Origin of the sequence: Streptomyces sp. ACA25 (assembly GCF_028200735.1) — a bacterium.
Classification (GTDB): Bacteria; Actinomycetota; Actinomycetes; order Streptomycetales; family Streptomycetaceae; genus Streptomyces.
In genome coordinates this window covers 1-16,380 of the sequence record NZ_JAQKPV010000021.1, presented here as the reverse complement: position 1 = coordinate 16,380, position 16,380 = coordinate 1, and the positions used below count along the sequence as shown (strand labels likewise).

10 protein-coding genes and 2 pseudogenes are annotated in these 16,380 nt (G+C 69.6%); 8 read left to right on the top strand and 4 right to left on the bottom strand.

Features of this window, described 5'->3' with window-relative positions; all coding sequences use genetic code 11:
* Positions 1–13: 13 nt before the first annotated feature.
* Both ccrA and PJ985_RS22395 read left to right on the top strand, forming a co-directional pair.
* Positions 14–1,354: a crotonyl-CoA carboxylase/reductase gene (gene ccrA, locus PJ985_RS22400; RefSeq protein ID WP_271685712.1), complete on the top strand. Its 1,341-nt coding sequence runs from the start codon at positions 14–16 to the stop codon at positions 1,352–1,354.
* A 153-nt stretch (positions 1,355–1,507) separates the two neighbouring features.
* Positions 1,508–3,319, top strand: a pseudogene (locus PJ985_RS22395) (helix-turn-helix domain-containing protein); the annotation flags it as partial.
* Here the strand turns inward: PJ985_RS22395 and PJ985_RS23520 are convergent.
* Entirely contained in the window at positions 3,309–4,691 is a 1,383-nt protein-coding gene (locus PJ985_RS23520; protein ID WP_443033569.1) for an IS701 family transposase, read from the bottom strand. The pseudogene PJ985_RS22395 and the gene PJ985_RS23520 sit on opposite strands and share 11 nt — an antisense overlap.
* 371 nt (positions 4,692–5,062) lie before the next feature.
* On the opposite strand from PJ985_RS23520, the gene PJ985_RS22385 reads away from it, so the two are divergent.
* From PJ985_RS22385 to erm (PJ985_RS22360), 6 genes are all read left to right on the top strand, one after another.
* Positions 5,063–7,609: a beta-glucosidase family protein gene (locus PJ985_RS22385; RefSeq protein WP_271685705.1), complete on the top strand. Its 2,547-nt coding sequence runs from the start codon at positions 5,063–5,065 to the stop codon at positions 7,607–7,609.
* 139 nt (positions 7,610–7,748) lie between these two features.
* Complete coding sequence (gene hflX, locus PJ985_RS22380; protein ID WP_271685711.1) at positions 7,749–9,155, top strand: GTPase HflX; 1,407 nt, start codon at positions 7,749–7,751, stop codon at positions 9,153–9,155.
* 207 nt (positions 9,156–9,362) lie between these two features.
* Positions 9,363–10,154 (top strand): 23S ribosomal RNA methyltransferase Erm, encoded by a 792-nt coding sequence (gene erm, locus PJ985_RS22375; protein ID WP_443033568.1) that lies wholly within the window; start codon positions 9,363–9,365, stop codon positions 10,152–10,154.
* 64 nt (positions 10,155–10,218) lie between these two features.
* Entirely contained in the window at positions 10,219–11,442 is a 1,224-nt protein-coding gene (locus PJ985_RS22370; RefSeq protein ID WP_271685704.1) for a dTDP-4-dehydro-6-deoxyglucose aminotransferase, read from the top strand.
* A gap of 34 nt (positions 11,443–11,476) precedes the next feature.
* Positions 11,477–12,931, top strand: coding sequence for a dTDP-4-amino-4,6-dideoxy-D-glucose ammonia-lyase (gene desII / locus PJ985_RS22365; RefSeq protein WP_271685703.1), 1,455 nt, complete (start codon positions 11,477–11,479; stop codon positions 12,929–12,931).
* 229 nt (positions 12,932–13,160) lie between these two features.
* Positions 13,161–13,991, top strand: a complete 831-nt coding sequence (erm, locus tag PJ985_RS22360; RefSeq protein ID WP_271685702.1) for a 23S ribosomal RNA methyltransferase Erm — start codon at positions 13,161–13,163, stop codon at positions 13,989–13,991.
* A gap of 87 nt (positions 13,992–14,078) precedes the next feature.
* Here erm (PJ985_RS22360) and PJ985_RS22355 read toward each other — a convergent pair whose 3' ends face one another.
* From PJ985_RS22355 to PJ985_RS23510, 3 genes and pseudogenes are all read right to left on the bottom strand, one after another.
* The gene (locus PJ985_RS22355; RefSeq protein WP_271685701.1) at positions 14,079–15,263 is read right to left on the bottom strand and encodes a macrolide family glycosyltransferase; all 1,185 of its coding nucleotides are present in this window, start codon (positions 15,261–15,263) and stop codon (positions 14,079–14,081) included.
* A gap of 510 nt (positions 15,264–15,773) precedes the next feature.
* Positions 15,774–16,124: a hypothetical protein gene (locus tag PJ985_RS23515; protein ID WP_443033567.1), complete on the bottom strand. Its 351-nt coding sequence runs from the start codon at positions 16,122–16,124 to the stop codon at positions 15,774–15,776.
* Positions 16,125–16,305: 181 nt separating this feature from the next.
* Positions 16,306–16,380, bottom strand: a pseudogene (locus PJ985_RS23510) (IS200/IS605 family transposase); the annotation flags it as partial.

The window sequence follows — 16,380 nt, the reverse complement described above, 5'->3', positions numbered from 1 at the left end:
AGACGCCACCGACCTGACCCGCATACTCGAAGCGATCACCGCCTCCGGGACGGAGCCGGGAGCATTCGCTGCCCTGCCGCTGCCTGCCTCGTACCGGGCCGTGACGGTCCACAAGGACGAGACGGAGATGTTCGCCGGCCTCGCCACCCACGAGAAGGACCCACGCAAGTCACTCCATGTGGAAGAGGTCCCCGTCCCCGAACTCGGCCCCGGAGAAGCTCTCGTCGCGGTCATGGCCAGCTCGGTCAACTACAACACGGTCTGGTCCTCGATTTTTGAACCGATGCCGACCTTCGGGTTCCTGGAGCGCTACGGACGGCTCTCCGATCTCACCCGGCGGCACGACCTCCCGTACCACGTCCTCGGCTCCGACCTGGCCGGTGTCGTGTTACGCACCGGACCCGGTGTCAACCTCTGGCACCCCGGCGACGAAGTGGTCGCCCACTGCCTGTCCGTGGAGCTGGAGTCCGCTGACGGCCACGGTGACACCATGCTCGACCCCGAGCAGCGGATCTGGGGCTTCGAGACCAACTTCGGTGGTCTCGCCGAGATCGCGCTGGTCAAGTCGAACCAGCTGATGCCCAAGCCCGCCCATCTGACCTGGGAGGAAGCCGCCGCGTCCGGGCTGGTCAACTCCACCGCCTACCGCCAGCTGGTTTCCCGCAACGGTGCCGGCATGAAGCAGGGCGACAACGTCCTCATCTGGGGCGCCACCGGGGGCCTTGGCGCGTACGCCACCCAGCTTGCCCTGGCCGGCGGCGCCACCCCCGTCTGCGTCGTCTCCAGCCCGCAGAAGGCCGAGATCTGCCGCCGCATGGGCGCCGAGGCCGTCATCGACCGGGCTGCCGAGGACTATCGGTTCTGGTCCGACGAGAACACCCAGAACCCACGGGAATGGAAACGGTTCGGCAGCCGCATCCGTGAACTGACCGGCGGCGAGGACGTCGACATCGTGTTCGAGCACCCCGGCCGTGAGACGTTCGGCGCCTCGGTCTATGTCACCCGCAAGGGCGGCACCGTGGTCACCTGCGCCTCGACGACCGGCTTCATGCACACCTACGACAACCGGTACTTGTGGATGTCGTTGAACCGGATCATCGGCTCGCACTTTGCCAACTACCGCGAGGCGTGGGAGGCCAACCGCCTCGTGGCCAAGGGGAAGATCCACCCGGCCCTCTCCCGGTGCTACCCCTTGGAGGACACCGGACAGGCGGTACATGACGTCCACCACAACCTCCATCAGGGGAAGGTCGGTGTGCTCGCCCTCGCTCCCCATCCGGGGCTGGGTGTGCGTGACGCGGAGATGCGGGAACGCCATCTTTCCGCGATCAACCGTTTCCGTACGCCTGAGTGAGCGGGCGGTGTCCGCCATCCGGGCCCGGGGTGAGGGGGACCTGCAGGCAGCGATGGGGGTGGCTGGATCGCGTACCACAATCTGGACTTGCGAGGTGCTGACCTTTAGTTTTCGATTTCTTGACCGATGTGATCATGTGTGACAGGTGGGCGTATGACTGGTACTGATTCAGCTTTGCAGGACCACGGGCTCGGCTTTTTCGAACTCCTGGCCCGGGAGGCTCCTGTGACGCGGTACGACGAGCTGGTTCACCAGGCGAGCAGGGACGGTGTGGGGCAGGCCACGCTGGACCGGCTGATGATCGCCAAACGTCTGGCCCTGGAAGTCCGTGACCTTTTCGGACGAAGACACCGACGAGGGGCGGAGCTGGCTGTGCTTGTCGACACCGCCCGAGACCTGGCCCGCTCACCCGGGCTGCAGGCGGCCCTACGGCTGATCGTGGGGCGCGCCCGGCTGCTGCTCGCCATGGACGTGGCGTTCGTCAGTCTCCTCGACGAGGTGAACGGCGACTCCTGTGTAGCCTCGGCCGTCGGCGCCGCCACGGCCCTGACCCCCGGTTTCCGGATTCCCGGAGGAGGCGGGCTGGTGGTCCCCGTCGACGCGCGTGAACCTGTGTGCTGGAGTGCGGACTACCTCGCCGATGAGCGGGTTGCGCATGACAGTGTCACCGACGGCATGGTCCGCGCCGAAGGTCTGCACGCCGTTCTGTCGGTGCCTCTGCGCTTCGACGGCCGGTACATCGGCGATCTGCACGTCGGCCACCGCGATGTCCACTTCTTCACTCCGGACGAGGTGGCGCTGCTCCGCTCGCTCGCCGACCTCGCGGCGAACGCGGTCGACCGCGGCACGTTACTGGATGACGCCCGCACCGAACTGGAAGAGGCCCGGCAGGACGCGTCCCGCGCCCGAGCGGAGCTGAACGCCGCACGGAAGGCGGGCGAACTCCGGGCCGACCTCTCACAGCTGGTCCTGGACGGCGATGGGCTGCACGAACTCCTGGTCCGCTCGGTACGGGAGGTCGGTGGCGCTCTGCACGTCCGCGATCGCGCCGGCGGCCGACTGGCGGCGGTGGGGGGCCTTCCGCCGCCGGACGAAGGTGAGCTGGGCAGGGCGCATGTCCAGGCCCTGGCCGCCGGCCGCCCCCTCCGCCTGTCCACCGGCTCCTGGGTGATGCCTCTGGCCGCTCGCTCCGACGATCTCGGCTGGCTGCTGTACCATCCCGGCGAGACGTTCGACTCCACTCACCTGGAGATGCTGCCCGCCATCGCCCAGAGCGTCGCGACGCTGCTGATGACGCGGAGCACCACCCCCTCCCAGGGGCGGGTGGACGACGGCCTCCTGGACGACTTGATAACCCCCCCGCCGGTCTCCGAGCGTGACCGGGTGCGCGCCCGCTTGCCACCTGTCGAGCTGGACTGTCCGCATGTGGTCGTCGTCGCCCGCCCCGAGGGGGCCGAGCAGCCCCGGGTCGAGTGGGCGATCTCTGTCGCCCACAGCCTGGGAGGCATGAAGGCCGTGCGGGACGGCCAAGCCGTGCTGTTGCTCCCCGGGGACGATCCGGGAGCGGGAGCCCGCGAGGTCTCCCGCCAACTAAGTGCCCTGCTCGGCCGGCCCGTCACCGCCGGAGGCGCCGGACCGGCACACACCGCCGAAGCGGTCGGCCGCACCTACCAGGAAGCGGTGCGCTGCGTCGACGCCCTGGTCGCGCTGGACGGGAAGGGACAGGCAGCCTGCTCGCAGGACCTGGGTTTCCTGGGAATGCTGCTCGCCGACAGCCACGACGTCCCCGGGTTCATCGAGAGTGTCGTCGGGCCGGTGCTGAGTTACGACGCCCGCCGGCGCACCAGCCTCGTGGCGACGCTGGAAACGTACTTCGACTCGGCGGGCAGCCGTATCCGGGCCGCTCAGGTGCTGCACGTCCACCCCAACACCGTGTCCCGGCGCCTGGACCGCATCACCCAGCTGCTCGACCGGGAATGGCAGCGACCGGACCAAGCCCTGGAGGTACAGCTCGCCCTGCGCCTCCAGCGGGTCCGTGAGTCACTGCGACCGGGCCGCGGCGGTCACCGGCCCGGTACGCAGCTGTAGCAGCGGGCTCGGTCCACCCTGCCCGCAGCTCGCCGGTGCCCAGCAGCCGCAGAGCGTGTGCCACGCACACGAGTGTGATGTGCCGGTGCCAGCCCTGGTACGAACGGCCCTCGAAGTCCTGGATGCCGACCTCGGTGCTGACGCGGGCGAAGTCGGCGTTCACTCGCCGGGTGAGTTTGCTCAGGCGGAGCAGAGGACCGTATCCCGCGTCGGTCATGTTGGTGAGCCACACCTCCTGCACATCGCGCTCGTGCGCCTTCCACTTGCCGAGCAGCGTCAGCGGGAGCCCGCCGGGAGCGGTCCGGGACGGAGCCCCCGGCGCGGCCAGGGCGTAGGGTCGCGGTGGCAGGGGATCGTGAAGTCCGGGCCAGATGACCTGGAGCGGCGCCATGAGGCTGGTGTGCCGGGCCCCGGGGCTGGCCGGGTCGATCCACTCCACCGGCCTTCGCTGGGACCTGGCCCGTCCGAGCAGGTGCTCCGCGGACGCCGCGGCGACCCTGTTCTCTCCTCGGGAGAGCTCGGGAGCGAGCAGTGTGGAGCCGCCGCTGATCCGCAGGAGGAAGGGCAGACCCGCCGCGGAGAAGGCTTCGACCAGCGGCGACAGCGCGGAGTCCCGGGCATCCATCACCACCGGCCGCGGCTCGATGCCCCAGGCAGAGGCTTTCAGCACCGCCTGCACCGCCTGTACTGCCTGCACCGCCGCGCTGTCGCCGGTCGGTGCGTCCTCGACCGCCGCGCGCTCCGGCCCGCGGTTGGCCTGCGGCCGGCCCTTGCCGATCGACAGCTGCCAGTTGACCGGTACGGCGGCCGCCTCCGAGACGAGCCAGAGGCCGTAGCTGTGCTGGCTGTTGACGGTCTCGCCCAGAGCGGGTACGAACCGGCGTTCCACGCCGACCGAGTGTCTGCCGGTCTTCGGCACCACCATCGACCGCACCACCCAGGCGCGCGGAGACAGCACCCGGTCGAGAAGGCGGGCGAGCGTGGCGCGCACCGCCGTCCAGTCCCATGTCGAGCAGCTGATGAAGTGGTGCAAGCTCTGCTCAGCCGCTCGCTCGTCGGTGAGGGCGGCAAGATTGCGCATGGTCTTGCGGCCCGGCGCCGTCAGCAGCCCGTGTACGTACAGCTCGCCCTTCCTGCGTTGGTCGACACGCGGCAGGGAGGCCAGCAGCGCGGCGCATGCCTCGGACACCGAGGCCAGGTCAGGCTCTCCCGGTTCCCCTTTCCTTCGGACCTCGGGCATCGGCCGCATCACTCTCCTTCGGGTACAGACAGAACAATGTGCTGATCACGGCCGGACCCGGCCCCGACCACCTTCACCCGGACGGGCCCGGCCGGGTGAGGTGTGCAGGACACACACTTGGGGACCACGACGGTTCCGCGCCCACTGCCGCCGGTCCGTACGCCGTCCGGCCGCCGGGTGCGGCCCCGCACCCGGCAGCCCTTTCACACCCCTGGATCCTCGGCCGCTGCGCGGTGCCCTGTTCCCAGGCCCGTACCGCCCACCCTGATGGACCGGTCACTGCTGCGGGGGCGAAGTGTGTGACCGGCGAACCTCGTTTCGCGCCCCGCTCTCCGGAAGCCTTGCCACGGGATCAGCGGGAGCCGACGAAGGGGAGGGACATGCCGTTCCGTAAGCGTGCCGGGGCGACACTGTCTCCGGAAGCCGGTGGGGTGGGCCCCCGCACCGGCAGGCGTGCCCGGGCGCGCCGGTCCACGCGCTTGCTGGGACAGGCCGTCGTCCTCACCTGCCTGGGCGGACTGCTCAGCCCTGGCGTCGCGGCGGCCGACCCGGACGCCGGGAAGGAGGCCTCCGGGCATGTACGGGACCTGGTCGGCCGGATGACGCTGGACGAGAAACTCACCTTCCTCCACTGGACCACCGGTCCTGAGGGGGCCCCGCCGGTCAAGGGCGTCGGTTACCTGCCGGGCGTCCCGCGCCTCGGCATACCTCCCATGCAGGCGTCCGACGGACCGGTCGGCATCCGGCTGAACGGAGGCCGCGCCACCGCCATGCCCAGCCCTGTGGCCCTCGCCGCGAGCTTCGACGACGGCCTCGCCACGGAGTACGGGAAGGTCCTGGGCCGCGAAGGCAGGGCGTTCGGACAGGACGTCGTCCTCGCCCCGATGGTCAACAACATCCGCGTCCCGTACGGCGGCCGGAATTTCGAGACGTTCAGCGAAGACCCGCTGGTATCCGCACGGATGGCCGCCGCCCAGGTCCGGGGCATTCAGGGGCAGGGGCTGATGGCCACGGTCAAGCACTACGCCGCCAACAACCAGGAGGACAACCGCGACGGCGTCAACGTGACGGTCGACGAGCAGACCCTCAACGAGCTCGAGCTGCCGGGATTCCGTGGAGCCGTCGAGGCCGGCGCCGCCTCCGTCATGTGCGCCTACAACGGCGTCAACGGCAGTCCCTCGTGCAGCAACGCCGAACTGCTCCAGAACGTGCTGCGCGAACAGTGGCGGTTCACCGGCTGGGTCATGTCCGACTGGCTGGCCGCTCGCGACACCTCCGACATCACCAAGGGCCTCGACCAGGAACTGGGCCTCGACCTCGACCACGAGCCCGCCCCAGGCGAGGAGATACCCGACGCCAGGTACTTCGGCGCCCGGCTCAAGGCCGCCATCCAGAGCGGCACCGTCCCCGAAGCCCTGCTCGACCGCTCCGTGATCCGCATCGTGGGGCAGATGGAGCGCTTCGGCCTGCTCGCCAAGAAGCCTCCGGCGCGCCCCGACCGCGACCCGCAAGCGGGCCGGGACGCCGCCCGTACGATCGCCGAGAATGGTGCGGTGCTGCTGCGCAACGAGCACCGCACCCTGCCGTTGGCCGGCGGCCCCGGGGCCGACATCGCCGTGATCGGGGACGGTGCCAAGCGCCCGAAAGTCTCCGGTCTCGGCAGCGCCTATGTCGTCCCCGACCGCGCGACCGCGCCGCTGGACGCCCTTCGCGACCGCGCGGGCGACAGCGCCACGGTGACCTACGAGGCGGGCGAGGACCTGGTGGGCGTGCCGCTGCCGGACCATGCGCTCACCCCCGCCTTCCACAACGGCAGGCAACTTGAACAGGGCGGCAGGGCGACCTTCTACCGGGGCGCCCTCACCGTCCCGGCCGACGGTGACTACCGCATCGCCCTGGGCGCCCTCGGCGGAATGGTGACACTCCAGATCGCCGGTCAGGACCCCATCGTGGCCGCGGCGGTCTACGGCGACCGGACCAGTGTGGTCCTCCCCCTCACCCGAGGTACACATCAGGTCGAGATGAGCGGCTGGGCCTGGCAGGACAGCCCGCTGTCGGTGGATCTCTCCTGGGTCACCCCGGAAGCGGCAGCGGCGGACTTCGACCGCGCGGTCGCCGCCGCGGCGGGGGCCCGCACGGCCGTCGTCTTTGTCCAGGACGAGGGAAGCGAAGGCGTCGACCGCACCTCCCTGTCCCTCCCGGGCCGCCAGGACCAGCTGATAGCCGCGGTCGCGAAGGCCAATCCGCGCACGGTGGTCGTCCTCAACACCGGCTCGTCCGTCCTCATGCCCTGGCTTCGGGACACCGCCGCCGTACTGAACATGTGGTATCCGGGGCAGGAAGGCGCCGAAGCCACGGCCGCGCTGCTGTTCGGGGACGCGAACCCCAGCGGCCGACTCACCCAGACCTTCCCGGCGAGCGAGGACCAGCACCCCGTGGCGGGCGACCCGCAGCGCTATCCGGGCACCGGCGGCGAGGTGGCGTACTCGGAGGGCATCCTCACCGGCTACCGCTGGTACGACCGCAACGGCATTCGCCCGCTCTTCCCCTTCGGGCACGGCCTGTCCTACACCTCGTTCGCCTATGACGACCTGGAGGCCGTACCGGTCGCGGACGGCCTCCGGGTCCGTCTGACCGTACGCAACACCGGCACCCGCGACGGGCAGGAAGTGGTGCAGGTCTACCTCGGTCCCAGCCCTGACGTGACCGCTCCGCAGGCCGACAGGAAGCTCGTCGGATACACGAAGGTCGCGCTCAGGGCGGGCCAGGAGAAGCGGGTCACCCTCGCCGTCGACCGGCAGCAACTCATGTACTGGAACAGCGAGAGCCACGGCTGGCGGCCCGGGACCGGCGAACGCGCCCTCCAGGTCGGCGCCACCCCGGCCGGTCCACACCTGCGGACGACGGTGACCGTGCCACGCCGCTGACACGCACGGGAAGGATCCCGCCCCGGTATCCCGGGTCTCCGGCCCGCCTGTGACCGGAAATCGCCGCACCGACCACGTAAGGACTCACGTGACCTCCGCATCGCCGCACCCCCGGGATCCCGTGAGGGCCGACGCCCTGATGGACGATGCCGTCGCCCGGACCGGTGCCGAGGACGTCGACGGCGAGCAGTACGACCGTACGGACCGGGCGGCCCTGCGGCGCGTCCCCAGCCTGTCGACCGAGCTGGCCGATGTCACCGAGGTTGAGTACCGGCAACTGCGCCTGGAGCGGGTGGTCCTGGTCGGAGTCTGGACCGGCGGCACCGCCGAGGACGCCGAGCGGTCGCTGGCCGAACTCGCCGCGCTCGCCGAGACCGCGGGCGCTCTGGTCCTCGACGGGGTGATCCAGCGTCGCAGCAAGCCCGACGCCGCGACGTACATCGGTTCCGGCAAGGCACAGGAACTGCGGGACATCATCCGGGAGACCGCCGCCGACACCGTGGTGTGCGACGGCGAGCTGAGCCCCGCCCAACTCGTGCGCCTGGAGAACGTCGTGGACGCGAAGGTGGTGGACCGCACCGCGCTGATCCTCGACATCTTCGCGCAGCACGCCACGTCACGCGAGGGCAAGGCCCAGGTGGAGCTGGCCCAGATGCAGTACATGCTGCCGCGCCTGCGCGGCTGGGGCCAATCGCTCTCCCGCCAGATGGGCGGCGGCTCGGGATCGTCCGGCGGTGGCATGGCCACCCGCGGCCCCGGTGAGACGAAGATCGAGACCGACCGGCGGCGCATCCGCGAGAAGACGGCCAGACTCCGCAGGGAGATCGCGGAGATGAAGACCGCACGTGACCTCAAACGCCAGGAGCGGCGCCGCAACCAAGTGCCCTCGGTCGCGATCGCCGGCTACACCAACGCCGGCAAGTCGTCGTTGCTCAACCGGCTCACGGGCGCCGGAGTGCTGGTGGAGAACGCCCTGTTCGCCACCCTCGACCCGACTGTACGGCGGGCCACCACGCCGGGGGGCCGTGGATACACGATCACGGACACCGTGGGGTTCGTCCGCCACCTGCCGCACCACCTTGTGGAGGCATTCCGCTCCACGCTGGAGGAAGTGGCCGACGCCGACCTGCTCCTGCACGTGGTCGACGGCTCACATCCCGCACCGATGGAGCAACTGGCATCCGTGCGCGAGGTCATCCGAGAGGTCGGTGCTGCGGACGTGCAGGAGATCGTCGTGATCAACAAGGCCGACGCCGCCTCGACGGAGGTACTGGCCGCCCTGGCGGCGGCCGAACCCCGTCACGTCGTCGTCTCAGCGCGCACCGGGCTGGGTCTTGACGGGCTTCTCGCCCTACTGGAGGCCGAGTTGCCGCACCCGGAGGTCTTGGTCGACGTCCTGATCCCGTACACCGCGGGCAGCCTCGTTGCCCGGGTCCACACCCATGGCGAGGTGCTGGCCGAGGAACACACCGCCGACGGCACCGCGCTGAGGGCCCGGGTGGCTGCCGACCTCGCTGCCGACCTCGGCGCGTACGCGAGGACCTGAGCCGGCACACCGAGTGGCGGTCGGCAAGAACCTGGACGGCGGTGTCGTCCACCAGACACGGGAGAGGTTTCGGATATGTCCACGGGACAGGCGCGGCGGACCGGACAGGCCGACGCGCGGGGCGCGCGGCGAGACGAGCGGAAGCGGCCGGTCTCTCCGCGCGCCGCTGCCACGGGAGTCCCCGCCGGCGCGGGAGACCGCCGGCGAGTGTGGGGCCAGAACTTCTTTCGGTCGGCCGCGTCGGCACGTCGCTTCGCCGCCCAGCTCGACACCTCCGGCTCGGCGCTGACCGTCGAGATCGGGCCCGGTGCCGGAGCGGTGACCAAGGCTCTCGCCAAGGCGGGCCGACCGCTGGTGGCCGTGGAGATCGACCCGCACTGGGCAGAGCGGCTCGGCACGCTGATGCCGCCGTACGTCACGGTCGTGAATCAGGACTTCCTCGGCTGGAGCCCGCCGGAGGGCCCCTTACACCTGATAGGCAACCTGCCCTTCGGGTCGGGTACCGACATTCTGCGCCGCTGCCTCGAACTGGGGCCCGACCGTGCCCGGCAAGGCGTCCTGCTGATGCAGCGCGAGTACGCGCTCAAGAGGGTCGGCCACTGGGGCGGCACGTTGTTCAACGCGCAGTGGGAGCCCTGGTTCTCGTTCCGGGGCGGCCTGGAGTTCGCCCGCCGGGAGTTCACGCCCGTCCCCAGGACCGACACCATGACCCTGCTGGTCGAGCCGGACTCCCGTCCGCTCGTGCCGTGGCAGAGCCGGGCCGCCTACCAGGAGTTCGTCCGACTGGTGTTCACCACCGGTCACCTGACGGTCGGGGCGGCGGGGCAACAGATCCTGCGCGACCGGTCGGCCGCCTGGCTGCACCGTGCCGAGGTGACACCGGGCACCCGGGTGAAGGACCTCGACGCGCGGCACTGGGCCGCCCTGTTCCTGGCGTACGAGCGGCTCGGCCCGCGCCGCTCCCCGCCGGGGCGGGGCCGGCGGCGGCCTGGACGGTAGAAGCCCCGGAACGGCACAAAACGGCGGGCGAAAGATCCGTCGACCGCGGTAAGGAGGCAGGACGATGAAGCGAGATCTCGGCGATCTGGCGCTCTTCGGAGGACATGCCAGTTTCATTCAGCAGATTCACGTCGGACGCCCCAACGGAATCGACCGTGCGCGACTGTTCGACCGACTGTCCTGGGCACTGGACAATCAGTGGCTGACCAACAACGGCCCGCTGGCGAGGGAGTTCGAGGAGCGGGTTGCCGACCTCGCGGGGGTCCGCAACTGCGTCGCGATCTGCAACGCGACCTCGGCACTCCAGCTCCTCGTGCACGCGGCAGAGCTGACCGGTGAAGTGATCATGCCCTCGCTGACCTTCGCCGCGACCGCGCACGCGGTGCGGTGGCTCGGGATGGAGCCGGTCTTCTGTGACATCGATCCGGGCACAGGCTGCCTCGACCCCGAAAAGGTGGCCGCCGCCATCACCCCCCGCACTTCGGCGATCTTCGGCGTACATCTTTGGGGCAGACCCTGTGATGTGGACGCGCTGGAGAAGGTGGCCGCTGACACGAGTGTCCGGCTGTTCTTCGACGCCGCCCACGCGATCGGCTGCACCTCGCAGGGAAGACCCGTCGGAGGGTTCGGCGAGGCCGAGGTGTTCAGCTTCCACGCGACGAAGGTCGTCAACGCCTTCGAGGGAGGGGCCGTCGTCACGGACAACGACGACCTCGCCCATCACATCCGTTCCCTGGCCAACTTCGGATTCGGTCTCAAGAGCGCCAACGACGCCGGGGGCACCAACGCCAAGATGAGTGAGGCGTCCGCAGCTATGGGACTCACCTCGCTCGACGCCTTCGACGACGTGGTGCGGCAGAACCGGAGCAACTACGAACAGTACCGCGCGGAACTTTCCGGCCTGCCGGGCGTCAGCGTGATCGACTTCGACCATGAAGAACTGAACAACTACCAGTACGTGATCATCGAGGTCGACGAAGAGATCACCGGCCTGCCCCGCGACCTGCTCCTAGCTCTGCTCCGAGCGGAGAACGTTGTGGCACAGCGCTACTTCTCACCGCCCTGTCACCGGATGGAGCCCTACAGGTCCCGGCAGGACGCACACCTGCCCCACACCGAAGAGCTCTCGGCGCGCGTGCTGGCGCTGCCGACGGGATCCACCATCTCCCGTGAAGACATCCGCCGGGTGTGCAACATCGTGCGGCTGGCGGCCTCCAGAGGGTCCGAACTGACCGCCCGGTGGGAGCAGTCCCGGTCCGGTGATCAGGGCTTGGTGTCATCCGGCTGAACGAACGGCTCCGTATCGACATGTGGGAGGGCCCATGACCGTGCAGGATTCCGCAACAAGCCTCGTGACGAAGTGCGCGATTCCCGACAGCGACCCGGCCGCCGCGGCGGCGGCGCTGCACTACGAACTGATCGGCGCCGGCCTCGTCCCGGCCACGGAGACGAGCACAGTCGCTCGCCACTTGGTCGCCCTGGCCAGGATTTACGGGAACGCGCCGTTCCTCCCGCTGGAAAAGGTCCGCCTCGAACTGGGGGCCGACCGCGCCGCGTTCGATCGGCTACTGGAGATCTTCGGACGCGTTCCCTCGCTGCGGGCCGCAGTCGAGAACGGTCCGTCCGGGCGCTACTGGAGCCAGACCGTACTCGGCCTGGAAAAGGAGGGTGTGTTCAGCACGGTCCTGGACCGCAAGCCCGCCTTCCCCCGTCTCGTGGGGCTGTATCCGGGGCCGACGTGCATGTTCCGCTGCCACTTCTGTGTACGGGTCACCGGGGCCCGCTATGAGGCCTCGGCACTGGCCGACGGCAACGCGATGTTTGCCTCCGTCATCGACGAGGTTCCGGCGCACCACCGCGACGCCATGTACATCTCCGGCGGCCTGGAGCCGCTCACCAACCCCGCGCTGGGCACACTCGTGAACAGGGCCGCGCGGCGCGGATTCGAACTCACCCTCTACACGAACTCCTTCGCCCTCACCGAACAGAAGCTGCGCACCGACCAAGGCCTGTGGAACCTGCACGCGGTGCGCACCTCGCTCTACGGGCTGAACGACACCGAATACGCCACGACCACCGGTAAAAAGGGTTCCTTCACCCGCGTGCGCGACAATCTCAAGCGCTTCCAGCGGCTGCGCTCCGAGCGGTCCGAGCCGGTGAGGCTCGGCCTCAGCTACATCGTCCTTCCGGGACGGGCCTCGCGGTTGAGTGACCTCGTCGACTTCGTCGCCGAGCTCAACGATGCAGCGCCGGACCGGCCGCTTGACTTCGTGACCCTGCGCGAGGACTACAGCGGCAGGCCGGACGGGAAGCTGTCCCAGGACGAACGGACCGAACTCCACGCCGAGCTGCACCACTTCGCTGAGAAGGCTGCCGCTCTGACCCCCACTCTGAACATCGACTACGGGTACGCGTTGAACAGCCTCATGACAGGAGTCGACGCCGAACTCGTCCGGATCAGGCCCGAGACCATGCGCTCCACCGCGCATCCCCAGGTGTCGGTGCAGGTGGACCTGTTGGGGGACGTATACCTGTACCGGGAGGCGGCCTTCCCCGGACTACGCGGGGCGGACCGCTACCGCATCGGCACCGTACGGCCGGGCACCACGCTCTTCCAGGTGGTGGAGACGTTCGTGACCGGCGGCGAATCCGTGGCCCCCGTGGAGGGCGACGAATACTTCATGGACGGATTCGACCAAGTGGTTACGGCGCGGCTCAACCAGCTCGAGGCCGACGTCGCCGACGGCTGGGGGGAGCGGCGCGGCTTTCTCCGGTGACCGGGGCGGCCCGCCGGGGGGCCGCCCCGTACCTGATTGGTACTCAACCTGGCGGCCGTCAGGCCGTCAGGTAGGGTTTCCGGCATGGGATATGTGTGCTTCATGAGGCTCCGCCGCGCCTAGCGGCGGGCTGTCCTCACCTCTCGACCAAGCTCCGCCGCACCTCGGGTCACTGCCAGTGCGGCACTCTCGGCTGCCTGGCTCCGACGATTATTCACGGAGCACACACATGCCTTATCCCCAGCACGGCGGACGCCACGAGCTCGGCCAGAACTTCCTGGTCGACCGTGCGGTGATCGCCGAGATAGAAGAGCTTGTCGCGAGGACCACTGGGCCGATCGTGGAGATCGGCGCCGGTGACGGCGCCCTGACCCTGCCTCTGATGCGGCTGGGCAGAAGGTTGACCGCCGTCGAGATCGACTCCCGGCGTGCGCGGCGCCTGGACCAGCAGACCCCGGGGCACGTGAGCGTGGTCTGCGCGGACATCCTGCGCTTCCGGTTCCCCCGCCACCCCCACGTGGTCGTGGGAAACGTCCCCTTCCATATGACGACCTCCATCCTGAGAAGCCTCCTCGCCTCGGACCAGTGGCACACGGCGGTGCTGCTGGTCCAGTGGGAGGTCGCCCGGCGGCGGGCCGGCGTCGGAGGCGCGAGCATGCTGACTGCGAGCTGGTGGCCGTGGTACGACTTCGAACTGCACTCACGAGTTCCCGCTCGCTCCTTCCGGCCCGTTCCCGCCGTCGACGGGGGCCTCCTGACGATGACCCGCCGCGCCACTCCGCTGGCCGAGGACCGCAGGGGATACCAGGACTTCGTAAGACTGGTCTTCACCGGGAAGGGGCACGGGCTGCGCGAGATCCTCCACCGGACGGGGCGGATCAACCGCAACGAGTTGCGGGACTGGCTGGGAACCCACCGGCTGTCACCGCACGTTCTCCCGAAGGAGCTCACGGCCCAGCAATGGGCGTCCCTGTGGCACCTGACCTCGCCCGCCCGTCCTGACAGCCGCCGGACCGGGCACCGGCGTCCGCGGAACCCCACCACTGCGCACCGCGGCTGAGCCGTCCGGGGCAGGTCCGGCATGCGCCCGGACCTGCCCCGGCGTCCGGCCGGGGCAGGCTGGAGCCGGGGCACCGCAGGACAAGACTCAAGGCAGGTACGACCCGATCACCGAGACGGCTCGCGGAGCACCACCGGCAGCGCGTAGTTCCTCCCGCAGCTCCCGCGACCGCCGCGCCACAGCGGGCTCCGACAGACTCAGCACCGCCTCCCGCAGTACAGCGGCGGTCGCCTCCTGTTTCGGCACGTGCCGGCCGACGCCGAGTCCCGCAATGGCCTCCGCGTTGGTGAACTGGTCCACCGCCTGGGGCACCGCGACCATGGGTACCCCACAGGCCAGGGCCTCCATCGTGCCGCCCATGCCGGCATGAGTGAGGAACGCGTCCGCCTGTCGCAGGATCGCCAGTTGCGGGACCCACGGGCGCACGTCGAAGTTGCCGGGTGAGGGTCCGAGTGAGTCCGGGGCGACGTGGCGTCCGACGTTGAGCACCACATGCCAGCCGTCGAGGCCGCCGAACGCCTCGAAGCACGCGCGGTAGAACTGCGGCTCGTTGGTGTACGCGGAACCCAGCGAGATGAGGAGGACCTTGGCTGCTCCGGCCGGCCGCCGCCAGTCGCCCTGGTGGGAGCGGTCACCGAGGCATGGACCGACAAAGGTGTAGACGGACTCGTCGACCAGTTCGGCGTGCGGCTGGAGAGCCTTGGGGATGGTGACCACCGCCCGCTCGGGGAGGGCCACGAACCGGTCCGGCGGGGACTCCACGCCGTTCTCCGCGAGCCACGACGAGAACCGTGCGTAGTACTCGACGCCGCGTGGATCCTGCATCCGCGCCTCGACGACCGGAGCCATCAGCTCCTCGTACCCCTTCCAGGCGACAAAGGTCGGTGAGATCTGCACGGCCGGGAGGCCCCAGCGCCCGGCGAGGACAAGCCCCGCCCAGCCTCCGATGTCGTACAGGACGAGGTCCGGCCGGTCGTCCTCGTACGCGGCGGTCATCTGCGGCAGGACGTGGACCGCCTCGTCGAGGAATATGGTGACCGCAGAGATGTCCTCCTCCGGGTACTTCTCGCCGCGCTCCTCGGACGGCATGGTCGTGTGGTACAGCACCGATTCGGCGCCGACCGCCTCGACGGCGGCGGCGAACTCCTCGGTGACGGCGTACGTCACGCGGTGTCCACGCGCCACGAGCTCCCGCATGATCTCCAGCCCGGGATGGATGTGCCCGGCTGCCGGCACGGTGAACATGGCGATGTGGGCGGGCTTGCGCTGCATACGCGCTACTCCTAGAGGTCCGGTCGGATGGGGCCGCACGGGCCAGGCGGTTGCGCGCGGCACAGTGGTGCGCGCGGCACGCCGGACGGTCGGATCCAGGAGGCTATGCCACACCCGGTGGCTGACCGGCCCGCGAGGGTCGAGGGCCCGGAGCCCTTCAAAGCTACGACCCATCCCGGATAATCGCTGGTCAGGCGGCCTGTCAGGACCGGACCCCGCACACGGCCACCGCACCTTGCCCAGGCACCACGTCTTCACCGGACGACGGTGCCAACCACGCGTTCGGACAATGGAGTTGTGGCGGAGGGCGGCCCGGAGCCCCCGAAGAGGGACCCGGCCGCACCGCGTCGAGCACGTCCGGCCGGATTTCACTCTCACGGGCGACCCCTGACCGGTCAACGACCGGGCGAAGGCGACGCGCTTGGCTTGCTGACGCCGGTGACGCGGTGGGCAGCGTGTTCTTCCTCGGCGCGGGTGTGTCAGCGAGTGGTGTAACTCGGTTGTCGGTTTCTATCGGCGGGCGGCGGAGAGCCGGCCGCCGAAGGTGATGTCGAAGGCGTTGGGTGCGGCTTCCGTCGGGACTGACCTCAGCTGTTGGGGACTGCCCCGCTCCTTGCGCGGCACGCCGAAAACGCCGACACACTCATGCGCGAAATCGCCCTCGTCCGAGCAGCCGACCTGCACGCCTTCGCCAGCGGCCTGGACTGAGGCCGCGACGCCGTGACCGCCGCGCTCACCCTGCCGTGCAGCAACGGGTCCACCGAGGGCGTCAACATCAAGACCAAGCTGATCGCGCGCCAAATGCACCGACGAACAGGTTGCACCTTCCTGCGCCACCGCATCCTCTTCGGGTAACAGCACTTTCCGTCACCACCGGCAGTGAGACATGGCCTGGTTCATGACACTCGCCACTGTTCCGCGAGGTCGAGGGAGAAGCCGTTCAGTGTGATCTAGCGTGGAACCCTGGGTGTTCACGCCTGGGAGGAAGCGCTTCTCAGGATGGGGGTGACCTGTGCTGGGGCACGGGTCCGCACTGTTGTCCTCAGCCGGGACGTTTCTGGTTTTCGATGTATTCCTTGATGACCGCCAGGGGTGCGCCGCCGCAGGATGCGGCGAG